Genomic DNA, 22555 nt, shown 5'->3' on the forward strand with positions numbered 1-22555 from the left:
CGAGGGCCGGCACGGTGCCTACCCCACCCCCTCATCCCCGGCCCTTCTCCCCCAGGGGGGAGAAGGGAGCGTCTCTAGCTGACTTGGTTCTTTCACGTTAACCCAACCGGAATCCGTGATTCATGATCTCCCAGGAAGAATTCGCCGCGCATCAAGAAGATTTTGCCGCCTTCGTGGCCACCATCCATCGTTTTGCCACCCTGCTGTTCATCGTCAGCTTCATCGGCTACGGGGCGGCCGCCTGGATCTGGTTCCAGAGCGCCACCTGGACGGCACTGATCGTAGCCACCCTGTCCTATCTGTTCTTCCGCCAGTTCCGGCGCCTGTCCCTGAACATGGCCCGCATCCAGTACACCATGCAGCCCCGTTATCATCCCATGCTGCTGCTGGTGGACCGGATGCTGGAAGACCACAAGCCCGCCGTAGTGGTGGGGCAGCTGGAGTCCCTGCTGAAAAAGCCGGAACAGACGCCGTCTAGTCCGGAATCCTGATCGCCTCGCCGAGCTTTTGGCTCAGCACCCGGTTGAGGGTGTCCAGCAGCCCTTCTCCGGTGCGGTCGTTCACCCAGCCTGTACCGCCGGTGTCCTGATTGAAATGGGCCGGGCCTTCCGGTGAGGCCAGCCACAGCTGGCGCACCGGCTCCTGCCGGTTGATGATCAGCTTGCTGCCGTCATCAAACTCCATTTTCAGTACCCCGTCCACCAGATCCATGTCCAGGTCCGCCAGCGCGTCCACTTCACTCATGCGCTCCATCAGCGATTCCAGGGCCTGTTCCGCCTGTACGGCAAAGGAGACTGGGTTCATGACAAGATTCCTCGGAAAGAGATGCAAAGCCCGGACGGTATTGGATTGTCGGGCCAATAGCAAATCCTCCGGAACCGCCGGGCAGGGCAGGTTCCCTTCGTGCCCGTGGGCCTGATCCCGATGGAGGCGTCCTGCGCGTATTTTGATAGACTTGCGCGCTGATTCAGCAATACGGAGAAGATCATGCCTTCATTCGACGTGGTGTCCGAAGTGGACATGCAGGAACTGCGCAACGCCGTCGACCAGACCAAGCGCGAAGTGGAGAACCGCTACGACTTCAAGGGCAGCCCCGCCGACGTGGAACAGAGCGAGGCCGAGCTGACCCTGTTCGGTGCCTCCGAATTCCAGGTGGACCAGGTGATGGACATCCTCACCCAGAAGCTGGCCAAGCGGGGCATCGACGTGGGCTGTCTGGAATCCGGCAAGCTGGAAGAGGGGGGCGGCAAGGCCCGCCGCGTGGTCACCATTCGGCAGGGCATCGACCAGGATCTGGCCAGGAAGATCATCCGTCTGATCAAGGACAGCAAGCTCAAGGTGCAGGCCTCGATCCAGGGCGACAAGGTCCGGATCACCGGCAAGAAGCGCGATGACCTGCAGGAGGCCATCGCCCTGTTGCGCAAGGCCGAACTGGACCTGCCCCTGCAGTACAACAACTTCAGGGACTAAAGCTGTTGCTCCATGCTGCCGTCCACATCCATGCCGGGCACCCAGCCCTGGGCCTTGGCGCGGGCAATGGCCTCGTCATGGATGCGGGCATGGCGCTCCCGCAGGTCCGGCGGCAGGCGGCTGGCCAGCAGGCCGTGCTGATCCCAGGCGGCGGCCACCTGGTCATGGAGCATCTGGATCCGGGCCGGTGTCCAGCCCTCGCAGGTCTCCGTTTCCGGGATCAGGCCGAACACCCAGGCATCCTTGATGATGCCGCCGATGGTGGTCATGCCGCCGTGAAGATCGTTATGGATGCCGACATAGGCGTGTCTGGAAGGGACGTTCATCGCATGTTCTCGGATCATTGTGACATTCTCCATTATTCCCGGATGGCTCCCTCATGACTACTGAAGAGTCGGATATTCGCGTCTATTACCGGGTTGCCCTCAAGGTCATGGCCCTGCTGGGGATACTGGCCCTCGCCTATGCCATGATCTCCGGCTTTTTGAGCGAACCGCGCACCAGTCATGTCCTGACCCAGTCCGTGGACATCACCTCGCTGGCGCCGGGGGAGATGCTGGAAGTGGAGTGGAGCGGCCGGCCCGTGCTGGTACTGCGCCGGGACGAGGGCATGGCGATGGCGGATGCGACCTTTGCCGAGCGCCTCTATGACCCGGGTTCCCGTTTCAGCCGCCAGCCCCGTGCTTATCGCAATGATCATCGCTCCGCGGCACCGGATCTCTTCGTGGCCTTTGCCACCGGCACCGATCTGGGTTGCCGCCTGGACCTGGTGCCCCCCGAGATCGCGGCGGAGCAGGGCTGGGGCGGAGGTTTTGTCGACCGCTGCCGGGGCGGGCGTTACGACTTCGCCGGTCGGGTCCATGACGGTCAGGCCGCCCGGCGCAACCTGGAAGTGCCGGATTATCGACTGCATCCGGATGGCCGGGTGATCCTGGGCGAAACGCCCGCTTCCGACTGAGCCTGGTCCCGTGAACGGCCTTTCCATTGCCCACGACACCCCCGATACCCGGGATCGGGCCGAGCATCTGGCCCGGCAGCTGGGCCTGCCCCTGCGGAGACCGGATCACCCGGACGGTCCGGTCCTGATGGTCACTCCCGAACGTCTGGAGCTGCGCCAGACCGGCCCGAATGCGCCGGGGCCCGTCTATGTGGACTTTGCCGGGGGGCGTCTGGGGTATCGCGGACGCCAGTCCAGCCCCCGCAACGAGCCGCTGGCCCGCGCCGCCGGACTCAAGAAGGGGCATCGTCCCGAGGTGGTGGATGCCACCGCCGGCCTGGGCCGGGATGCCTTCATCCTGGCCGGTCTGGGCTGCCAGGTCATCCTGCTGGAGCGCCATCCGGTCATTGCCGCCCTCCTGGCCGACGGGCTGGCCCGGGCCGCCGAGGTGGCCGCGCTGGCACCGGTCATCGAACGCATGACCCTGATTCCGGGGGATGCCGTGCAATGGCTGAGTGGGCAACGGGCCGACGTGGTCTGCCTGGACCCCATGTATCCCCACCGGGACAAGCAGGCCCTGGTCAAGAAGGAGATGCGGGTATTTCGTACCCTGGTGGGGGATGACGGGGACGCCGCCGCGCTGTTGGATGCCGCCCTGGGGGCGGCCCGTGAGCGGGTGGTGGTCAAGCGGCCGACGCGGGGCGAGCCGCTGGGAGGCAGGGCGCCCAGTCACACCCTGCCGGGCAGCAGTACCCGGTTCGACATCTATCTCACGCCCTTCTCTCCTGCGGGGGAGAAGGGCCGGGGATGAGGGGGAAAGGTGTTGTCAGTAATGGGGTGGGGGCGGTTCCGGCAGTTGCGCTCCCGGAGACTGGCGTTCCATCAGCTCCACCAGTCGCAGCCGCAGACCCTCCACCTGCAACTGCAGCCGGTCGATCTCCTGCTGCTGTCGGATCACCACGTCATTGAGATCCTGGCACAGGGCCTCCTGATGGGCCATGCGGATCTCCAGTTCCACCATTCTTTCACTCACGGCATCCGACATGTCCAGCCTCACCCGTTCACCTGATTGATGATGTCGCCGGTCACAAAACCGGCAATGTTTCGTGCCAGCGCATCCACCATCCGCTGCCGGGCCTCCACCGCCGCCCAGGCCACATGGGGCGTGATGATCAGGTTCGGGATGTCCCCCTCCAGCAGCGGGTGATCCGCCGGGGGCGGCTCCTGTTCCAGTACGTCGATACCCGCCCCGCCCAGTCGTTTCTCCCGCAGGGCTTGAGCCAGGGCCTGGTTATCCACCACCGCACCCCGGGCCGTGTTGATCAGCAGGGCGTCCGGCTTCATGCGGGCCAGGCGCTCGGCATTCATGAGCCGCTCGGTCCGGGGCGTGAGCGGGCAGTGCAGACTGATGATGTCCGCGTCGGCCAGTACATCATCCAGCGGCAGACGCCCCGGCTGCGATGGATCGCCCCGCAGACTCTCCGCCACCAGCACCTCCAGGCCGAAGGCCCTGGCGGCATCGGCGGTGGCCCGTCCCAGCACCCCGTGGCCGATGATCCCCAGTCGGCGTCCCGCCAGCTCGCGGATGGGGTGGTCCAGGATGCAGAACTGACGACTGGCATGCCAGCGTCCTTCCCGGACATCCCGCTGGTAGGCGTCCAGGCGGACGGTCAGGGCCAGGATCAGGGCAAAGACATGCTGTACCACCGAGGCGGTGGCATAGTCCCTCACATTGCAGACCACAATGCCCCGTTCGGCGGCGGCTTCCAGATCCACGTTGTTGGTGCCCGTGGCCGCCAGGCAGACCAGCTTCAGCCGCGGCGCGGCGAACAGGGCCTGCCGGTCCAGCACCACCTTGTTGGTGATGACCACCTGGGCATCCCGGATCCGCTCGGCCACCTGTGCCGGCGTGGTGTAGTCATGGAAAGTCCAGTGGGGCAGGGCATGCTTCAGGGGGGAGAGATCCAGGTCGCCCCGATCCAGGGTTTCCAGGTCCAGGAATACGCCGTGTTCGATCTGCATGTTCACCGTTCCATTCGTGGGGGTTCAGGCAAGGCTTGACGCAAGAAGGCCCCGGGGCGATGCCCGGGGCCTTCGGTCACGTGTCCGCAACGGCTCGAACGGCGATCAGTTATCGCCGGTGAGCATGGCAAACAGGTTCATCAGGTGCAGGAACAGCACATAGATGTTGGCGAACAGGGAGACCGTCATCACCACGTAGTTGGCCTCGCCGTCGTGCACCATGCGGCTGGTGTCCCACAGGATGGCGGCCGACACCAACAGCACCACAGCCGAGGAAATGGCCAGGGACAGGGCCGGAATGGCCAGGAACAGATTGGCCACGATGGCCGCCAGCACCACCAGGAAGCCCACGAACACGAAGCCGCCCAGGAAGCTGAAGTCCTTGCGGGTGATCAGTGCATAGGCGGACAGGCCCACGAACACCAGCGCCGTGCTGGCCAGCGCGCCACCCACCACGCCCGGACCATTGGGCAGACTCAGATACATGCCCACGATGGGGCCCAGGATGTAACCCATCACGCCGGTGAACACGAACACCAGCGGCAGGCTCCAGATGCTGTTGCGCAGATAATTGATCAGGAAGGGAAAGCCGATGAAGAAGGCCAGCATGAACAGCCAGTGAACCGGCCGGGCACCCACGGCCATGGCGACAAAGGCCATCACGGCACTGAAGGCCAGGGTCATGGACAGCAGCATGTAGGTGTTGCGGATGACCTTATTGGAAGCCAGGACGCCCTCAGCCGGACGGCTGACGGCGGTGACGCGCTCGGTTGACATGGTGGATGCTCCTCTTTGACGGGATGGAATGACGAACATCAAGTGTGTCCGTGATGGCGCTAAGGTACTTGATTGGCGTCCCGGGATCAAAACCGGCGATGGTCGCCGGAATCTGAGACCGGCAGGTGTCGTGCCTTGTTCCCGTGCGTCCGCGACCCGAGTTGTCGCTTTTTCTCCGGCCGGTTAAACTAGACCGCTTGAAGACCCCTCGCCTGCAAGGCATCCCCGCGGAAGGGTGGCAGAGTGGTCGATTGCACTGGTCTTGAAAACCAGCGACGGGCGACCGTCCGTGGGTTCGAATCCCACCCCTTCCGCCATCCCCTTGGTTTAAAACGTCATTTCTCCGCGCAGGACGACCTGCGTGTGCCTGCCAAACCCGGGGACGACCCCGCCGATTCGTGGAGATTCCATCATGAACATGGCGTGGCTTGCCCTCATCATCGCCGGCTTGCTCGAAGTGGTCTGGGCCATCGGCCTCAAGGCCAGTGAAGGCTTCACCCGTCTGTGGCCCAGTGTGATGACCCTGACGGCCATGTCCGCCAGCTTTTGGCTGTTGGCCCAGGCCATGAAGACCCTCCCGGTGGGCACGGCCTACGCCATCTGGGTGGGCATCGGTGTGGTTGGCACTTTCATTCTCGGCATTCTTTACTACGGCGAGACCCTGTCCCTGCTGCGGGTGTTGAGTGTGCTGCTGATCGTCGCCGGCCTGGTGGGGCTCAAGCTGGCAGGTTAAAGTGCGCGGGTTCTTGCGGTTCGTCAGGATTTTCGGCCATTGCGTCTCTCCGGTCATGGACCGTATCCCTGTCAAATGCTAAGAATCATTATAAATCAGGAGATTTTCCATCATCCTGCCCGGCAAGCCAGGGTTTTGCATCCTCCGAGGCAAGATTTCTTGCCTGTTGGCATCCGTCTCCCCGGGCTAAGGGGACGGATCAAGGCAAGTAAAAGAAAAACGCCTAAAAGAAAAACGCCGCTTTCGGGAGGGAATGATTGTCATGTCCATGACAAGGCGCTTGGTATTTGCCGTTTTGTTGACGGGGTCCGTTTGTCTGCTTCTGGGGCTTCTCTACGTACAGTGGTTGCGTGCCTCGCTGGAACAGGACGTGATGGAGCAGAATGGCCACTACCTGGCCACCATGCTCGAAGAACGCCTGCAAAGTAAGAGGGAGTTCGGTATCGGGGTCAGCGTCATGCTGGCGGAGCACCCCGATATTCGCGATGCCTATCTTCTCGATGATCGTGACCGCGCTCATCAAGCCATTCGTGACATTCTTGAGACCTTCAGGACGACCACCAATTACCGGGGTCTGAGAGTTCAGGTCCATACCGGGGACGGGGCATCCTGGCAGCGTAGCTGGGCGCCCGACCAGTATGGTGACGACCTCAGCTTTCGTGCCAGCATTCAGGAAATGCTCAGAACCCAGCGACCCATCGCCGAAGGCAATGAAATGGGTCGAGCCGGTTATGCCATTCGTGCCCTGGCCCCCATCATGGAAAACGGCGTTTACCGCGGCAGTCTCGAACTCCTGCAAGGGGTGGGCAGCATCAGTCGGGATTTCGAGGCCGAGGGGGCTGCCTATGTGCTTCTGTTGTCCCCCACGGCCCTGGAAAACAGCCCCGGTATCGCCGGTAATCGGCGTGTCGGCGAGTATTTCGTGGCCAATGATAATTGGTTCAACCAGTACGCCATGGAGTTTGCCAACAGCCTTGATCTGGACAGGCTGGTGAATGACGGCCTTGATATTGGAAGGGACTGGTTTGGTGTTCAGGTTCCCCTCGTCAACGACAGGGGCGAGCAGATCGGCATGCATGTCATCGGCATGCGGGCTGATGCGGTACGTGAACAGATCGTCAGCGCCACCCGTTCCGCATGGATGTTTCTCGGTCTCATTGCCGCCCTGGTGATCATCATGGGGCTGGTCATTGCCTGGCTGGTACAGCGCGGCATGGTGGGACCGATCCGCGCCGGGGTCGAGCGTATCCGGCAGATGGAGCACGACTCCAGCCTGCGGCTTGAAGTTCGCGGCAAGGACGAACTGGCCGTGCTGTCACAAGCCTTCAACCACTATGCCGACAACCTTCAGGACATCCTGCAGCAGATCTCCGGGACTTCCACTTCCCTGGGAGGAGCGGCTGAAGAACTGGTGAATCATTCCCGCCAGGGTCTGGATCTGGTCAGGCAGCAACAGCAGGAAACCCAGCAGGTGGCTTCCGCGAGTGTGGAAATGGCGGCTTCCGCCGGGGAGATGTCGCAGCATGCGCAGAGCACCCAGGATGCCGCCGGCGAGGCGTTGTCCTCCGCCGAAAACGGCATTCGCCTGGTGGGGGAGACGGCCAACGCCATCGAGGCCCTGGCAACCAACATGCGCGGCATGCTGGACGTGATTCAGCGACTGGATCAGGGTAGCCAGAGTATCGGCAAGGTACTGGAAACCATCTCGGAGATTGCCGATCAGACCAATCTGCTGGCACTCAACGCAGCCATCGAAGCGGCTCGCGCCGGTGAGCATGGTCGTGGTTTTGCCGTGGTCGCCGACGAAGTCCGCAAACTGGCGAGCAAGACTCAGAACTCGACCAGTGAGATCTACGGCATCATCAAGGACGTGCAGAACTCGGTATCCGACGTGACCGCGGCGATCCATCGGGGGCAGGGCGAGGCGGAGACTTGTGTGTCCCATGCCCAGGAGGCCAGCGGAAGCCTTGGCTCCATCAAGAAGGCGGTTAAGGATGTCCACGAGCAGGGTATTCACATCGCCCAATCGGCCCGTGAGCAGAATCATGTGGCGGAAGAGGTGAGCCGAAACATTGTCCGCATCAACACGTTGGCCGATGATAATGGCCGCGCGGCAGAGCAGATCCTGGATATCGCCCAGGGTCTTGAGCAGAGCGCCGAGGCCCTGGATCGGATGCTGACGGCCAATCGTCTTGTCCGGCTGGCGGAGATCGGGCATTGATGAGCCTGTGCGCAAGGAACAAGACATGACCGTTTTCGGACTGGTGTTTCGGGTGGACGATGCAACGGGTCGTCTTTTTGTGGGCGTGACCGATCCGGCGCGCCGGCACGAGATGGATGAGTCCCGTCTGACCGCCGCCCTGGCGGAAGCCGGGTTTGGTGACTGGGCCGTTGATCCAAGGGAGATGTCCCTGTTGCTGGAGGCCCTGGCCAATGAGGCGGCCGAGCTTGCCGGACGAGAGTTTCCCGTTGCCCGCCGCATGGACGGCAGTTTCAGGCTCACCCTGGATGCGCGCAAACAGGCCGCCACGCTGCGTGTCACGCCACCCAGAGGTGGGCAGGTGGTTTCCGAGGACGCCGTCCGCGAGGCCATCAAGGCGCAGGGTATCGTCCACGGCCTGGATGAGGCCGCCTTGTTTGACACCCTGCGGGCGGGCCGCGAGGCGCCCGCGGAAGCGATCATTGCCCGGGCCACGCCTCCGGTTCACGGTCGGGACACGGAGTTTGAATCCCTGATCCCCAAGGCCCGCCGCCGCATGCCTCATATCGATGAGCGAGGACGGGCCGATTACCGGGATCTGGAAGAAGTACCCCAGGCCGCCCCCGGCACCCCCCTGATGCGTCGGCATGCCGCTACCTCGGGTACACCCGGTACGAACCTGCTGGGTCAAATCATCCCGGCCCGGCCCGGTCGGGAACTGGCCTTTGCCGGTTCACTGCGCAATGTCGCCCCCGATCCCGATGACCCCGATCTGCTGGTGGCGACCATCGCCGGTGCGCCGGTGGTCGTGCCCCGGGGCGTGATGGTCGAAGAATCCCTTCAGGTCGATAAGGTGGATCTCTCCTCGGGCAATCTCGCCTTCGAGGGCAGTGTCCTGATCCGGGGTGACGTGGTGTCCGGCATGAAGGTGACCGCCAGTGGTGACATCATCGTCAACGGCATGGTGGAGGGCGCTATTCTCGAGGCCGGTGGGGATATCCGGATCCGGCACGGCGTGGTGGGCCAGCTGCATCCGGATGAACAGGAGGAAGGCAAGACAAGACCGACGGCATCGCTCAAGGCCCTCGGCACGGTCAGCGCCCATTTCCTGGAGAATGCACGGGTTCAGGCCGCCCATGTGGTGGTTCAGGAGCAGGTTGTCCATTGCTGGATCAGTGCGGCCCATACCGTGGTGGTGGGTGGCACGGGGGCGCGCAAGGGTCAGATCGTGGGAGGCATGGTGCGTGCCCGGGAACTGATTGAATGCCTCCTGCTGGGTTCTCCCACGGGCCCTCATATCCAGGTGGTGGTGGGCGCCGATCCCGAGTTGCGGGACCAGCTCCAGGCCCTGGAACAGCGCATCGAGCAACAGACCCATCTGGCGGAAGAACTCTCCCGTAGTCTGCAGTTCGCCAGACACCATCCCGAGCGGGTGGCGGCGGATTTTCAGCGCCGGGCCGCCAATACCCTGGTCGAGGCCCAGGGCCATATCCGGGATCTGGGGCTGGAAAAGGACAGCCTGACGGCTCAGATGGGGCGCTGTGAAGGGGCCTGCATCCTGGTCAGGTAACGGATCCACCCCGGCGTGGAGGTCTGGGTCGGGGACAAGCCGCGGCGCATGGAATCGGAATCGGTCGGCGGCGTCTTCCTGCTGCGGGAAGGCGAGTTGATGCTGGATCATGCCCCTGCATAAGCATTTCAGCAAATTCGGTTAGAATTCCCCGGCTTTTACCGTCAAAACCCAATACAGGAAGGAATAACCGTGATCGTACTCATCCTTGGTCTGGCGATGTTTCTGGGGATTCATTCCCTGCGCATCTTTGCCGATGACTGGCGCAGTGCCCGTATTCAGCAATGGGGAGAAAAGGGCTGGATGGCCTTTGCCGGGGCGGTGTCCCTGGTCGGCTTCATTCTCATCATCCTTGGATACGGCAAGGCCGCTCCCATCCCCGTCTGGTCTCCACCTATGTGGCTGCACCATGTGACGGCCCTTTTGTCCCTGCTGGCCTTCATCATCCTGGCGGCGGCCTTTGTGCCGGGCAACCACATCAAGGCAGCGGTGAAGCACCCCATGGTCATCGCCGTCAAGGCCTGGGCCTTCGGGCATCTGCTGGCCAACGGCATGCTCGCGGACATCCTGCTGTTCGGCGCCTTCCTGGTGTGGTCCGTGCTGTGCTTCCGTTCCCTGCGCCAGCGCGATCAGGTTCAGGGTTCCACGGTTGCTGCCGCTAACCTGAAAGGAACCGCCATCACGGTCGCGGCCGGTCTGGCGGGCTACCTGATCTTTGCCTTCTTCCTGCACGAGTGGCTGATCGGGGTGCCCGTCAAGTAAGGCCAGGACCCCCATCCCCTCCGCGCCGGTTCATGCTCGCCGCGCCGGAGGGGCCCCTTGAGCTTCACTGGTTGCAGGCTTGTCTTGCATTTACGGGATCCGAATTTACGATGAAAAAAAATTTCCCGATTACCGGCAGGGAGCAGTCCTTCGGGGACAAGGCCAATATTCTCTCCACCACGGACCTCAAGGGCGCCATCAGTTACGTCAACGATGATTTCATCGCCATCAGCGGTTTTGCCGAAGACGAACTGCTACGCAAGAATCACAACATCGTGCGCCATCCCGAGATGCCCCCCGAGGCATTTTCGGATCTGTGGTCGAACGTCAAGGCCGGACGAAGCTGGATGGGCATGGTGAAGAACCGGTGCAAGAACGGGGATCACTACTGGGTCAGTGCCTTCGTCATGCCGATCCTGCAGAACGGCAAGGTGCAGGAATATCAATCCGTCAGGACCCGGCCCCATCGCGACCTGGTCAATCGTGCCACTGATCTCTACACCCGCATCCTGGCCGGCAAGCCCCCCATCGTCCTGAAACTCCCCGCCATTTCCCCGCATCTGCGTCTGCTCACGGGTGTTGGCCTGGCCGGCATGGCGGCTCTGCTGGGTGCCGTGTGGCTGGGGACGCCGGTGTCGATTGCCCTGTTCACGCTGGTACCGGCCACGACGTTGGCGCTAGCGGGGACCGGTTGGCAGTTGCAGCCCCTGTCGGCACTGCGGACCAAGGCGCGGGCCATTGCCCTCAACCCCCTGGGCCAATATGTCTATACCGGAAGACGGGATGTGTTCGGTGAAATCGAATTTGCCCTGCGCATGCTCGAATCGGAGCGGGGCGCGGCGGTCGGTCGGGTGGCCGACGATGCTGCCCGTCTGGCCCGTCAGTCCGGGCACATGGTTGATACCGTTCAGGCCGCCGCCGCGCAGATTTTGCGTCAGCAGGCGGAAACGGATCAGGTGGCGACGGCCGTGAACGAGATGGCTGCCAGCGTCCAGGAGGTCGCCCACAATGCCCATAGCACCGCGGAGGCGGCGGATGTGGCGGATGGCAATTCCAGTCATGGTCGGCAGGTGGTTGCCTCTACCGAAGACTTGATCCTGCATCTGGCCCAGGAAGTGAAACGGGCCACGACCGTGATTCAGGCACTGGAGCACAGCAGCAGCCAGATCAGTGCCGTGCTGGATGTCATCCGGGGCATTGCGGAGCAGACCAATCTGCTGGCCCTGAATGCGGCCATCGAGGCGGCCCGTGCCGGTGAGCATGGTCGGGGGTTTGCCGTGGTGGCCGACGAAGTGCGCAGCCTGGCCACCCGGACCCAGAACTCCACCCAGGAGATCCAGACCATGATCCAGAAGCTGCAGGCAGGCGCCCGTTCTTCGGTGAGCGTGATGCAGGAAAGTCTGCAGCAGGCGGAAAGGAGCGTGAGTCAGGCCCGGGACGCGGCCGCCGCGCTGGAGGCCATCACCCGTGACGTGAAGTCCATCACGGACATGAGTACCCAGATTGCCACGGCGGTGAATGAACAGAGTCTGGTCAGCGAAGAAATCAATCGCAGCATCACCCGGATAAGGGAGGCCGCGGACAGCAACGCCCGGGACAGCCGTAGTATCGAGGCGCTGGCGGTGGGGGTGGCCGGGCTGGCTTCGGAACTGCGACTGCTGGCGGCGCACTTCTGGGACAGGAAGCAGTGAGCAGGTCGTCGTTCCGGGTTTGTCGGGCCGACCTCCATTACATTACCGAGAGCTTGCCTCCATGAAGAAGAATCTACCGGTTACAGGACGGGAGAGAACCTTTTCCAGCCAGGTCAATATTCTTTCGACCACCGATCTCAAGGGCATCATCACGGACGTTAATGGGGATTTCGTCGAGATCAGCGGCTATACGGAAGCCGAGCTGCTGAACAAGAACCACAATATCCTGCGCCACCCTGACATGCCGCCGGCCGCATTCCAGAACCTTTGGGATTCGCTCAAGGCCGGCAGAAGCTGGATGGGGTTGGTCAAGAATCGCTGCAAGAATGGCGATCACTACTGGGTCAACGCCTATGTCACCCCGATTCGAAAGGAGGGCCGGGTGGTGGAATACCAGTCCGTGCGTACCCGTCCCGACAGGGAACTGGTGCAACGGGCGGAAGCCGTCTATGCCCAGGTCATGGCCGGCAGGTTGCCTCGGGCACTCCGATGGCCGTTGCCCGGGGTGCGGGTTCGTTTGCCGGTGCTGATCCTCGCCGCCGCGACGGTGGGCGGGGTACTGGGGCTTTTCGCGGGTGGCTCGGCCGCGCAGGTGCTGGCACCAGTGGCCGGGTTCGGCGTCCTGGCCGGCGCCTGGGCCTGGTTTGGTTTATCTCCCCTGGCCCGATTGCAGCAGCGTGCGCGGGCGGTGGTTCATAACCCGCTCTGCCAGTTTGTCTATACCGGCCGCACCGATGAATACGGGGAGATCGACTTCGCGCTGCGCATGCTGTCGGCCGAGACGGGGGCGGCGGTGGGGCGTGTGGCGGAAGCCGCCAAGCGTCTGTCCGAGCAGACCCGGGAGATGGTGACCAGCGTGGAGAAATCCCGCAAGTCGATCATGGCCCAGCAGGCGGAGACGGAGCAGGTGGCCACCGCCGTCAACCAGATGTCCGCCAGTGTGCAGGAAGTGGCATCCAGTGCCCGACATACCGCGCAATCCGCAGAACATGCCGATCAAGGTGCTGCCTCCGGTCGCCGATTGGTGGTGGAAACCGGCGCCGCCATCGGTCACCTGTCCCGGGAGGTGGACCGGGCAACCCAGGTGATTCATGACCTGCAGACACGCAGTAACGAGATCAGCAAGGTGGTGGAGGTGATCCAGGGGATCGCGGAACAGACCAACCTGCTGGCCCTGAACGCGGCCATCGAGGCGGCCCGGGCCGGCGAGGAAGGGCGCGGCTTTGCGGTGGTGGCCGATGAGGTGCGCAGCCTGGCTTCGCGCACCCAGAAGTCCACCCAGGAGATCCAGGACATGATCGAAAAGCTCCAGGCCGGTGCCGGGTCATCGGTGCAGGTGATGGGGCAGAGCCGGGAGCAGGCCGAGCGTTGCGTGGTTCAGGCAGAAGAGGCCGCCGAGTCCCTGGAGGCCATTACCCGTAGCGTAGGGGCCATCACCGAAATGAGCATCCAGATCGCCACGGCGGTGGATCAGCAAAGTGCCGTGAGCGAAGACATCAACCGCAGTGTCACGAACATCCGTTACAGCGCCGAAGAAAACGCCGATGCCATTCTCAAGATCGAACAGGCCGCCGGTGAACTGGCGGACCTGTCACGGCATCTGGAATTGCTGGCGATGCAGTTCTGGGACCGGGTTCACTGAAACTGCTTGAGTGCCGCCGCCAGCTCCGGGTGTTGCCGGGCCTGTTCCGGCACCGGCACCCCCCGGGCCAGGGCATCCCAGGCCTGCCGGATGCTGGCGGCACCACCGCGGGGACCCATGGCATGGCCGAATACACCGCGTCCCGGCACGAAACCGAAGTCCACGCTGCCCACCTTCTCGTACACCCGCTGCAGGGTGGCGGCGGAATCGCTGCCGCCGGGCACCGGCAGGCAGGGCTTGATGGGGCCTATGTCTTCCAGGCAGGCGCGGACATTGGCCATGACCTCCTCGTCGCTGGTCATCATGCGTGGCCCGAAACCCGGCATGATCACCGAGTCATAGCCGGCCAGACGCTGCAGCCGGGTGATGACCCGGGAGTGGATGCCGTAGTGGGGCAGGCGGCTGAAGGCGGCAATGAAGGGAAAATGCCCGAACAGGGGGACCTGAGTGTGCTTGCGGAGCATCCGCACCGCGGATAGCCCCACCGGCATGGCGTTCACCAGCAGGGCATTGGCGCCCCGTGCCACGGCGATGTCGTGAAGCTCGGTCAGACGATCCACTTCGTCGGTGATGTTGGCCATGTACATCTTTGGGGTGCCGGTTTCCTGCTCGGCCCGTCGCCGGGCCTCGCCCAGATGGCGGCAGCGCTCATCCAGGGGGGACCAGTCCGGATCGGCCAGCATCTCGTCGTCCTTGGCAATGTCCAGCCCGCCCAGCCAGGCTTCACTGGCAATGGCCGAGAACGCTTCGGGTGGCAGTCCGATGTTGGGTTTGATGACCCCCAAAAAAATGGGGCGGTCATGGGCATGGAGCAGCTCACGCAGCCCCTGTACCCCGAATTTTGGCCCCTGGAAGGCCCTGAGGAAGACCTCGGGGAAGTGGATGTCCATCAGCTTGATCAGGGGGATGCCCGGGGTGAAGAACGGACCTTCGCCGCAGACCGCCGACAGCAGGTTGGGAATCCGGGGGCCGAAGTTCTCGTGGGGATGGGCGATGCGGACCCGGCAGGCGAAAATGCGCCCTTCGGCGGCATGGGTGACCGGATAGCTCAGGGCTTCCCGCTCTTCCAGGATTTCCATCTCGATCACCTTGGCCGCGAACCGGGGACGCAGGTCTTCGTCCACATCCACCCGCTTCCACTGGGCGGTGGACTGTTCGCTGCACAGGTGGGCCACTGCCAGGCGTGGGTCACCCACGCATTCCAGTTCGTAGTCCAGGATCAGATAGCGGTTCAGATCCAGATCGGCAGGATCGGCGAAGAAACCTTCAATGTCGGCGGGCTGCATCGGCTTTAGTCGGTTCCCATGAAATGTACGGTCAGACGGCGCTCGGGGCGAGGACCGTCCAGTTCGATGAAGAAGATGGACTGCCAGGTGCCGAGAACCAACTCGCCGTCCACGATGGGAATGGTTTCGGAGGCGTTCATGAACAGTCCCATGAGATGGGAATGGGCGTTGTCCCGGCCGTCCACGGGGTTTTCGTTGTGAAGGTAGTCGCCGTCACGGGGCACCAGACGCTTGAGGTGGGTGAGCATGTCCCGCTGCAGCATGGGTTCCTGCTCGTTGAGATTCACGCAGGCGGTGGTGTGCCGGGAGATCACGGTGCAGATGCCGTTGCGGATGCCGCTATCCGTGAACAGATCCTTCACCTGCCGGGTGACATCGATGATCTGGATGGGGGCCTCGGTGCGAAGGCGGATATCGTGGTGTGAGATCTTCATCGTCGCTGGACGGCTCTCGGTCTCGGTCGGGATGCCGAAGCGTAACCCGACCGAGGCGAGATATCCAGCGGGTGGTCAGTCCGCGACCTTTTCCGCCATGGCGGGCTGGGGCTGAGGCGAGGCTTGGGGTTGGGAGGGCGTTTCGGTGCGCGTCGCCTGGCTGGTGGGCCTGGGTCTGGAACGAATCCCCAGCAGGTTCAGCATGAAGGGGAAGGCCAGGATCGCGAACAGGGCACCGAAGCCGATGCTGGCGCCGATCAGGGCCAGATAGTCGATGCCGGACAGGGCCGCCCAGCTGGACTTGGTGATGGTCGGCAGGGTGATCATGGAGAGTATGAAAATGAAGACCCCGAAGCCGACGGTCACATAGGCCGGCAGGATCCAGCAGGTCTTGCAGCCCGAGGAGCGCTTGAGGAAATAGAAGGTCAGTGCAAAGTCCAGCAGCAGGAACAGCCCGATAAACCACAGCCAGCCCCGGAAGAACTCCAGGACCACTGCCAATAACCCCAGGATTGAAAATGCCATTGCCGATTCCTCTCTAAAAATGTTCTGAAAAAGTCATGACGGCGCCTCAGATACGGCCCCGGAGCATGGCTTTGTAGGCGGCCAGCAGCAGACGGTCCTTCATGACCCAGGGTACCCAGTGCTCCTGATAGGGGCTGATGAAGGGGAAGGAGGGCTTCATCTTCAGGTCGTAATCGAACTCCACCAGAATGGCCTGACCCAACTCGGTGATCAGGGGGCAGGAGGTATAGCCGTCGTAAGCCGCGTTGAGCTGACTGCCCTGAATGGTCCGGATCATGTTCTCCACCGCCACCGGCACCTGGGCCTTGACACTGGCCGCGGTCTTGCCGATGGGGACGCCGTTGATGTCGCCGGCGCCGAACACATTGGGATAGCGCTTGTGCTGCAGGGTGAAGCGGTCCACCTCCAGCCAACCGGTGAAGGGAACCTCGCGGGCCGCCAGCTCACTGTTGCGCAGGGAATCGGGGGCGCTCATGGGCGGCACCACGTGGATGAAATCGTAATCCAGGGTCTCGTCACCCAGGGGGGTGGCAAAGGTGGCGGTCTTGCGCTCGGGATCAATGGCCTTGAGGGGATGATCCCAGTGGATATGAATGCCCCGTTCGGGGAAGTTCTTGCGCAGGAAGTCGTCGGTGTGGGGCTGGGAAAACAGGCCGGTACCGGGGGGCAGGTAGTGCATCTCGGCGCGATCCCGGGTGCCGCGCTCCTTCATTCGGCTTTCCGTGAGCATGGCCACCTTGAGCGGGGCGCCGGCGCATTTCATGTCACCCCGCGGGCGGGTGAACAGGCCGATGCCGCCCTCGTTCACGAAATGGTCGACGGCCTGCCAGGTGCGTTCGGCCAGTTCCGGCTTGTCATAGACGCAGCCCACGCCCCGGTGACCGATGAGATTCTCCGACATGCCGTCAATGGCGGTGTAGTTGACCTGCAGTCCGGTGGCCACCATGAGGAAGTCATAGTCGATGGTGCGACCGGTTTCGGTCACCACCCGGTTGTTGTCCGGATCGTATTCGGCGACCATGTCGTGAACCCAGTTGACACTGGAGGGGACGTAGCGCCGGTTCCGGTCCAGGAGCTTTTCCGTCTGCCAGACGCCGGTGGCCACCAGGGTCAGGCCGGGCTGGTAATAGTGGTCCTGGCGACGATCGATCAGGGTGATGTCCGCTCCATCCAGTTCCCGGGCCAGCCGGGTGGCGCAGGAAAGACCGGCGGCACCGGCACCGACGATGACGATGCGGGCGTTGGTGGGAACGGCCCGGGCAGCGGCCGGATACATCATGCCGCCGGTGCCCACGGCGGCCCCCGCCAGCAGGGCGCCACCGCCGGAAAGCTTGAGGAAATCCCGGCGTGAGAGACCGGAGTGCTTCAGGGCACGCTCAACCGCGTCTTTTGCGTGCTTGTCATCTTGGCTGCTCATCTTTGCTTCATCTCCATTCCTGCTTGGTGGACGGCCGCAACGGACTTTCCGTGCATGCCGACAGGGCGGTTTGCTCGACTGGGTCGATGCTTTATTGGATAGATCATAAGTATATTAACATGTTGCCGGCGCGTTGAATCCTCCGAACCGTTACAATGATGCGCCAGATCCCAAATCCACGTCTTCATAACCGGCGGGCCCTTGCGGCCCGGCTTTGCGGAACGAACTTTATGAATGCCAATCCCAGCCCCATCCAGCCCATTGAACTCAAGGGGCGCATGATCCTGGTATCCATTCTTCGGCTGCATGATGCGGATACCCATCGACTGAATGAGGCGCTGAATGCCCGCATGCGGGAGGCCCCCGAGCTGATGCGGGACATGCCCCTGCTGGTGGACCTGGAGCATCTGGCGGACACGTCGGTGGAGACCCTGACGCAGGTGATCGAAACCGTGCGCGGGCGGGGATTCAAGCTCATCGGATTGCAGCAGGGGACCGCGGCCCAGTCCGTCGCCTCCAGGGTGGGGCTGCCACTGATTGTCCTGGGCGGCAAGGGGGGCGAGATCCCGCTCCGTGTCGCCCCTTCCCCGCAGGCCGAGCCCGCGAACGAACCCGCCCCCGCCGCACATCAGGAATCGGCACCGGTGCAGGCGCTGCATACGGCTTCGCTGGTGGTGAATCAGCCGGTGCGTTCCGGCCAGCAGGTCTATGCCCGGGGGGGCGATCTGATCGTCCTGGGGACGGTGTCGGCGGGGGCCGAGCTGCTGGCCGACGGGCATATCCATGTGTACGGCACCCTGCGGGGCAAGGCCCTGGCCGGGGTCCGCGGCATGACGGGGGCAAGAATCTTCTGCCGGCGCCTGGATGCGGAACTGGTATCCATTGCCGGGCATTATCGGATCGCGGAGGATATCCTTGATGCCGAACGGGGAGATCACCGGCTGGTGACCCTGGCCGGCGAGACCATCAACATTTCGGAAATCTAGCGCAGAATTTCAAGGAGATGCAGGCTATATGGCACGCATTGTAGTAATTACCTCAGGCAAGGGCGGCGTCGGCAAGACCACGACCTCGGCGGCCGTGGCCACCGGCCTGGCCCTGGAAGGGCACAAAACCGCCGTCATCGACTTTGACGTGGGTCTGCGCAACCTGGATCTCATCATGGGGTGCGAGCGGCGGGTGGTCTACGATTTTGTCAATGTGATCAACGGTGACGCCAATCTGTGCCAGGCCCTGATCAAGGACAAACGCACGGACAACCTGTTCATCCTGCCCGCCTCCCAGACCCGTGACAAGGACGCCCTGACGGAGGAAGGGGTGGAAAAGGTGCTGGATGAGCTGAGTCAGGAATTCGACTATATCGTCTGCGACAGCCCGGCCGGCATCGAGCGGGGGGCCATGATGGCCGCCTATTTTGCCGATGAGGCTATCGTGGTGACCAATCCCGAGGTCTCCAGCGTCCGTGACTCGGACCGGATGCTGGGCATCCTCTCCAGCAAGACCCGCAAGGCGGAGCGGGGCGAAGGTCCCTTGCCGGCCAAGCTGCTGCTGACCCGTTATTCCCCCGAGCGGGTGGAAAGGGGCGAGATGCTCAGTGTGGATGATGTCACCGAGATCCTGTCCATCGACATGCTGGGGGTGATTCCCGAATCCCAGTCGGTGCTCAATGCCTCCAATGCGGGCATGCCGGTGATTCTGGACGAAGAGTCCGACGCCGGGCAGGCCTATCGTGACGCGGTAGCCCGTTTTCTGGGCGAAGACCGCCCGCACCGTTTTCTCACCACGCAGAAGAAGGGGCTCTTCGGACGCCTGTTCAGGGGTTAATGGCCATGAAAGGCATTTTCAATTACTTTCGTTCACCCCGACAGGGCAGCGCCAAGGTGGCCAAGGAACGTCTGCAGGTGATCGTGGCGCGGGAGCGGAGCCACCGCTCCGGTCCCGACTATCTGCCGGCCTTGCACCGGGAACTGCTGGAAGTCATTCGCAAGTACGTCCAGGTGGGGGACGAGGCGGTGCAGATGAGTCTGGAAAATCAGGGCGATTGCGAGATTCTGGAGGTCAACATCACCTTGTCCGAGCCTGAACGACAGGGGTAGTCATGGCTTGGCAGCGGCCCCCGGTTCCAGCTCCATTGCCCAGGGGCCGGGGCGGCTGGGCACCGAGCACAGCTGCTGCAGCCGGGTGCTGAAACGCTGCCGCGACATGGGTACGGCCCCCATGCGGGTCAGGTGCTCGGAAGGGGTCTGACAGTCCAGCAGCGGATATCCCCAGTGGTCCAGATGACGGCACAGGGTGACCAGGGCCACCTTGGAGGCATCCGGGACCTGGCTGAACATGGACTCGCCGAAGAATACCCGCCCCATGCTCACTCCATAGAGTCCTCCCACCAGTACGTCATCTTCCCAGACCTCCACCGAATGGGCGTGTCCGGTATGGTGCAGCTGGATGAAGGCCTGCTGCATCCCGTAGGTGATCCAGGTGCCGTGAACCCCTCGCCGGGGGCCTGCGCACCCCTTGATGACATCGGCGAAGGCCTGGTCGAAGGTCACCTGGAAGCGATGTCCGCGCAGGACCTTGCCCAGGCTGCGGCTCACCTTCACCTGGGAAGGGTAGAGGATGGTGCGGGGGTCCGGCGACCACCAGAGGATGGGCTGACCCGCCTCGTACCAGGGAAAGATGCCGTGACGGTAGGCATTGAGCAGTCTGGGCAGGCTCAGGTCGCCGCCGGCGGCCAACAGGCCGTTGGGCTCACGCAGGGCGCGCTCCACCGGCGGAAACGGCTCATCGCTCTGTCCGGGGTGCAGCCAGGTGAGGGAATGCATATCGTTGTTGCCAGACATGGTCCGTGATCCCTTTGGGTGTCCGGGATACAGCCTAACCCGAGCCGGACTCCGCTTCCACCCGGAACGGCGACAGACGCATCAGTTGTTCGCACTGGATTGCCATGGCCGCCTGCTCCCGCTGACAGAACGCGGCCACCGCACCCCGGAGTCCCGGATGGGTAATCCAGTGTCCCGACCAGGTCCGGGTGGGCAGAAACCCCCGACTGATCTTGTGTTCTCCCTGGGCGCCCGGCTCAAACCTCGCCAGACCCTGTTGGATGCAGTAGTCGATGCCCTGGTAGTAACAGGCTTCAAAATGCAGGGCATCGTAATCCCGGATGCAGCCCCAGTAGCGGCCGTAGAGGGTGTCCTTGCCCCGGTAGCACAGGGCCGCCGCCACCGGTTCGCCGTCCTCTTCCACCAGGAACATGACCACCTGTCGTCCCAGGGTGCGGCCGGTTTCCTGAAAAAAGCCCAGGCTCAGGGTCGGAATCCCCATCTTGCGTTCGAAGGTGCTCACATAAAAGTGGTGGAACACCGCCCATAGGTCCCGGCTCACCTCGTCACCGTGCAGTACCCGGATATCCAGTCCCTGTTCCTGCACCCGGCGCCGTTCACGTCGGACGTTCTTGCGCTTCTTGGCACTGAAACGCTCTATAAAGTCGTCGAAATCCCGGTAATTCTCGTTATGCCAGTGATACTGGCAGCCCATGCGCAGGGTCAGGCCGGCCGCCTGCAGCGCCCGGCTGTCCTCGTGTTCCGGGAACAGCACATGCAGTCCGGACAACTCGCCCGCATGGGTCAGCTCGATGGCCTGCTGGATCAGTACCTGTTGCAGGGCCTTCCGGTCATGGTCGGGGTGGACCAGCAGACGGGTACCGGTGGCCGGGGTATAGGGGATCGAGCAGACCAGTTTGGGGTAGTAGTTCAGTCCTGACTGGCGCCAGGCCTGTTCCCAGGCCCAGTCGAAGACGAACTCGCCGTAGTTGTTGGTCTTGATGTAGAGGGGCAGGGCGGCGACCAGTTCACCGCCCGGCTGGTGCAGGGTGACATGCCGGGGATACCAGCCGAACCGGCTGCCCAGGCAGTCATGGCGTTCCAGGGCACAGAGGAAGGCATGGCTGAGGAAGGGTTCATCCCGCCCGCCCAGGGCATCCCACTCGGCGGCGGGCAGGGCGGACAGGTCATCGCTGATGCGGCATTCCAGCACGCCCGGGTGATCCATGATGAAGCCTCCGAGTGGAATGGGCCTACCGTGCGGGCGAAGCATTCCCCGTGGAGGGCCGCGCCCGCGGCACCCTCAACCGCCTTCCAGAAAACGCTCCGCATCCAGGGCCGCCATGCAGCCGGAACCGGCCGAGGTCACCGCCTGACGATAGACATGGTCCATCACATCCCCGGCGGCAAACACCCCCGGCACACTGGTGGCCGTGGCATTACCATCCAGACCACTTTTCACCCGAATGTATCCATTGTTCATCTCCAGCTGGCCCTGAAACAGGTCGGTATTGGGCTTGTGGCCGATGGCGATGAAGATCCCCTGCAGCGCCACATCCCGGGTCTGCCCGGACTGCACATCCTTGATCCGCATGCCGGTCACGCCCAGATTGTCGCCCAGGACCTCGTCCAGCACATGGTTCCACTCGATGCTCACCTTGCCCTGGCGTTCCTTCTCGAACAGATGATCCTGCATGATCTTCTCCGCCCGCAACTTGTCCCGACGGTGCACCAGGGTGACATGCTCGGCGATGTTGGACAGGTACAGGGCCTCTTCCACGGCGGTGTTGCCGCCGCCGATCACCGCCACCTTCTGGCCGCGATAGAAAAAACCGTCACAGGTGGCGCAGGCGGAGATGCCCCGGCCCTTGAAGGCCTCCTCGGAGGGCAGCCCCAGGTACATGGCCGAGGCCCCGGTGGCGATGATGAGGGCATCACAGGTATAGGTGCCGGTGTCGCCGGTGAGGGTGAAGGGACGCTGCTTCAGGTCGGCGGTATGGATGTGATCGAAGATGATCTCGGTATTGAAGCGTTCCGCGTGGCGTTTCATCCGCTCCATGAGTTCCGGCCCCTGTACCCCCTGGTCGTCCCCGGGCCAGTTGTCCACTTCCGTGGTGGTGGTGAGCTGGCCACCCTGCTGCAGACCGGTGATCATGACCGGCTTGAGGTTGGCACGGGCAGCGTACACTGCAGCGGTATATCCGGCGGGGCCGGAGCCGAGAATGAGCAGGCGGCAATGTCTGGGGGCAGTCATGGGAAACGGTTCTCCT

The 22555-nt window shown here is 63.1% G+C and carries 25 protein-coding genes and 1 tRNA gene; 14 read left to right on the forward strand and 12 right to left on the reverse strand.

From position 1 onward, the window contains the following. The first annotated feature begins 122 nt into the window (after nucleotides 1-122). Nucleotides 123-491: a hypothetical protein gene (locus ECTPHS_RS09775; protein WP_008932577.1), complete on the forward strand. Its 369-nt coding sequence runs from the start codon at nucleotides 123-125 to the stop codon at nucleotides 489-491. On the opposite strand, the gene cyaY is transcribed toward ECTPHS_RS09775, so the two are convergent. After that, a complete protein-coding gene (gene cyaY / locus ECTPHS_RS09780) occupies nucleotides 475-804 on the reverse strand; it encodes an iron donor protein CyaY (protein ID WP_008932578.1) in 330 nt (109 codons plus the stop codon). The two genes, ECTPHS_RS09775 and cyaY, sit on opposite strands and share 17 nt — an antisense overlap. Nucleotides 805-987: 183 nt before the next feature. On the opposite strand from cyaY, the gene ECTPHS_RS09785 reads away from it, so the two are divergent. Further along, the gene (locus ECTPHS_RS09785) at nucleotides 988-1470 is read left to right on the forward strand and encodes a YajQ family cyclic di-GMP-binding protein (protein WP_008932579.1); all 483 of its coding nucleotides are present in this window, start codon (nucleotides 988-990) and stop codon (nucleotides 1468-1470) included. On the opposite strand, the gene ECTPHS_RS09790 is transcribed toward ECTPHS_RS09785, so the two are convergent. After that, nucleotides 1467-1814 carry a hypothetical protein gene (locus ECTPHS_RS09790; RefSeq protein WP_008932580.1) on the reverse strand — a complete coding sequence of 116 codons (348 nt, stop codon included), beginning with the start codon at nucleotides 1812-1814 and terminating at the stop codon, nucleotides 1467-1469. The genes ECTPHS_RS09785 and ECTPHS_RS09790 overlap by 4 nt on opposite strands. Before the next feature lie 35 nt (nucleotides 1815-1849). On the opposite strand from ECTPHS_RS09790, the gene ECTPHS_RS09795 reads away from it, so the two are divergent. Continuing rightward, entirely contained in the window at nucleotides 1850-2428 is a 579-nt protein-coding gene (locus ECTPHS_RS09795) for a hypothetical protein (protein WP_008932581.1), read from the forward strand. 10 nt (nucleotides 2429-2438) lie between these two features. Further along, entirely contained in the window at nucleotides 2439-3218 is a 780-nt protein-coding gene (locus ECTPHS_RS09800; RefSeq protein ID WP_008932582.1) for a class I SAM-dependent methyltransferase, read from the forward strand. A 15-nt stretch (nucleotides 3219-3233) separates the two neighbouring features. Here the strand turns inward: ECTPHS_RS09800 and ECTPHS_RS09805 are convergent, their stop codons facing one another. The 3 genes from ECTPHS_RS09805 to ECTPHS_RS09815 all read right to left on the reverse strand — a co-directional run bounded on the left by ECTPHS_RS09805 (nucleotide 3234) and on the right by ECTPHS_RS09815 (nucleotide 5206). After that, a complete protein-coding gene (locus ECTPHS_RS09805; RefSeq protein WP_008932583.1) occupies nucleotides 3234-3452 on the reverse strand; it encodes a SlyX family protein in 219 nt (72 codons plus the stop codon). Between the two features lie 8 nt (nucleotides 3453-3460). After that, nucleotides 3461-4429 (reverse strand): 2-hydroxyacid dehydrogenase, encoded by a 969-nt coding sequence (locus ECTPHS_RS09810; RefSeq protein ID WP_008932584.1) that lies wholly within the window; start codon nucleotides 4427-4429, stop codon nucleotides 3461-3463. A gap of 105 nt (nucleotides 4430-4534) precedes the next feature. Next, a complete protein-coding gene (locus ECTPHS_RS09815; protein ID WP_008932585.1) occupies nucleotides 4535-5206 on the reverse strand; it encodes a Bax inhibitor-1/YccA family protein in 672 nt (223 codons plus the stop codon). Nucleotides 5207-5435: 229 nt separating this feature from the next. Between ECTPHS_RS09815 and ECTPHS_RS09820 the strand changes: the two genes are divergently transcribed. From ECTPHS_RS09820 to ECTPHS_RS09850, 7 genes are all read left to right on the forward strand, one after another. Beyond that, nucleotides 5436-5523, forward strand: a tRNA-Ser gene (locus tag ECTPHS_RS09820). 101 nt (nucleotides 5524-5624) lie between these two features. Then, nucleotides 5625-5939 (forward strand): quaternary ammonium compound efflux SMR transporter SugE, encoded by a 315-nt coding sequence (sugE, locus tag ECTPHS_RS09825; RefSeq protein WP_008932586.1) that lies wholly within the window; start codon nucleotides 5625-5627, stop codon nucleotides 5937-5939. Nucleotides 5940-6201: 262 nt separating this feature from the next. After that, nucleotides 6202-8160, forward strand: coding sequence for a methyl-accepting chemotaxis protein (locus ECTPHS_RS09830; protein ID WP_050814247.1), 1959 nt, complete (start codon nucleotides 6202-6204; stop codon nucleotides 8158-8160). Nucleotides 8161-8185: 25 nt separating this feature from the next. Further along, nucleotides 8186-9709 (forward strand): DUF342 domain-containing protein, encoded by a 1524-nt coding sequence (locus ECTPHS_RS09835; RefSeq protein ID WP_008932588.1) that lies wholly within the window; start codon nucleotides 8186-8188, stop codon nucleotides 9707-9709. 192 nt (nucleotides 9710-9901) lie between these two features. Continuing rightward, nucleotides 9902-10471 (forward strand): NnrU family protein, encoded by a 570-nt coding sequence (locus ECTPHS_RS09840; protein WP_008932590.1) that lies wholly within the window; start codon nucleotides 9902-9904, stop codon nucleotides 10469-10471. A gap of 110 nt (nucleotides 10472-10581) precedes the next feature. Next, a complete protein-coding gene (locus ECTPHS_RS09845) occupies nucleotides 10582-12162 on the forward strand; it encodes a PAS domain-containing methyl-accepting chemotaxis protein (protein WP_008932591.1) in 1581 nt (526 codons plus the stop codon). Between the two features lie 61 nt (nucleotides 12163-12223). Then, on the forward strand, nucleotides 12224-13804 hold the full coding sequence (locus ECTPHS_RS09850; protein ID WP_008932592.1) for a PAS domain-containing methyl-accepting chemotaxis protein: 1581 nt from the start codon (nucleotides 12224-12226) through the stop codon (nucleotides 13802-13804). On the opposite strand, the gene ECTPHS_RS09855 is transcribed toward ECTPHS_RS09850, so the two are convergent. From ECTPHS_RS09855 to ECTPHS_RS09870, 4 genes are all read right to left on the reverse strand, one after another. Beyond that, a complete protein-coding gene (locus tag ECTPHS_RS09855) occupies nucleotides 13798-15090 on the reverse strand; it encodes a RuBisCO large subunit C-terminal-like domain-containing protein (protein ID WP_008932593.1) in 1293 nt (430 codons plus the stop codon). The genes ECTPHS_RS09850 and ECTPHS_RS09855 overlap by 7 nt on opposite strands. A gap of 5 nt (nucleotides 15091-15095) precedes the next feature. Next, nucleotides 15096-15524 carry a secondary thiamine-phosphate synthase enzyme YjbQ gene (locus tag ECTPHS_RS09860; protein WP_008932594.1) on the reverse strand — a complete coding sequence of 143 codons (429 nt, stop codon included), beginning with the start codon at nucleotides 15522-15524 and terminating at the stop codon, nucleotides 15096-15098. Between the two features lie 75 nt (nucleotides 15525-15599). Next, nucleotides 15600-16049: a hypothetical protein gene (locus ECTPHS_RS09865; RefSeq protein WP_008932595.1), complete on the reverse strand. Its 450-nt coding sequence runs from the start codon at nucleotides 16047-16049 to the stop codon at nucleotides 15600-15602. A gap of 46 nt (nucleotides 16050-16095) precedes the next feature. Continuing rightward, nucleotides 16096-17466 carry an NAD(P)/FAD-dependent oxidoreductase gene (locus tag ECTPHS_RS09870; protein WP_008932596.1) on the reverse strand — a complete coding sequence of 457 codons (1371 nt, stop codon included), beginning with the start codon at nucleotides 17464-17466 and terminating at the stop codon, nucleotides 16096-16098. Nucleotides 17467-17696: 230 nt separating this feature from the next. Between ECTPHS_RS09870 and minC the strand changes: the two genes are divergently transcribed. From minC to minE, 3 genes are read left to right on the forward strand one after another with little or no spacing between them, the layout of a single operon-like run. Beyond that, nucleotides 17697-18452 (forward strand): septum site-determining protein MinC, encoded by a 756-nt coding sequence (gene minC / locus ECTPHS_RS09875; protein ID WP_008932597.1) that lies wholly within the window; start codon nucleotides 17697-17699, stop codon nucleotides 18450-18452. A gap of 28 nt (nucleotides 18453-18480) precedes the next feature. Continuing rightward, nucleotides 18481-19290 carry a septum site-determining protein MinD gene (minD, locus tag ECTPHS_RS09880; RefSeq protein ID WP_008932598.1) on the forward strand — a complete coding sequence of 270 codons (810 nt, stop codon included), beginning with the start codon at nucleotides 18481-18483 and terminating at the stop codon, nucleotides 19288-19290. Further along, on the forward strand, nucleotides 19290-19562 hold the full coding sequence (gene minE / locus ECTPHS_RS09885; protein ID WP_008932599.1) for a cell division topological specificity factor MinE: 273 nt from the start codon (nucleotides 19290-19292) through the stop codon (nucleotides 19560-19562). The genes minD and minE overlap by 1 nt, the downstream gene beginning before the upstream one ends. Here minE and aat read toward each other — a convergent pair whose 3' ends face one another. From aat to trxB, 3 genes are all read right to left on the reverse strand, one after another. Next, on the reverse strand, nucleotides 19563-20306 hold the full coding sequence (gene aat, locus ECTPHS_RS09890) for a leucyl/phenylalanyl-tRNA--protein transferase (protein ID WP_008932600.1): 744 nt from the start codon (nucleotides 20304-20306) through the stop codon (nucleotides 19563-19565). It lies immediately after the preceding gene. Between the two features lie 34 nt (nucleotides 20307-20340). Next, the gene (locus ECTPHS_RS09895; RefSeq protein ID WP_008932601.1) at nucleotides 20341-21513 is read right to left on the reverse strand and encodes a GNAT family N-acetyltransferase; all 1173 of its coding nucleotides are present in this window, start codon (nucleotides 21511-21513) and stop codon (nucleotides 20341-20343) included. 75 nt (nucleotides 21514-21588) lie between these two features. Next, nucleotides 21589-22539: a thioredoxin-disulfide reductase gene (gene trxB, locus ECTPHS_RS09900; protein WP_008932602.1), complete on the reverse strand. Its 951-nt coding sequence runs from the start codon at nucleotides 22537-22539 to the stop codon at nucleotides 21589-21591. Nucleotides 22540-22555: the final 16 nt, after the last annotated feature.

This window comes from Ectothiorhodospira sp. PHS-1 (genome assembly GCF_000225005.1).
In the GTDB taxonomy this organism is placed as follows: Bacteria; Pseudomonadota; Gammaproteobacteria; order Ectothiorhodospirales; family Ectothiorhodospiraceae; genus Ectothiorhodospira.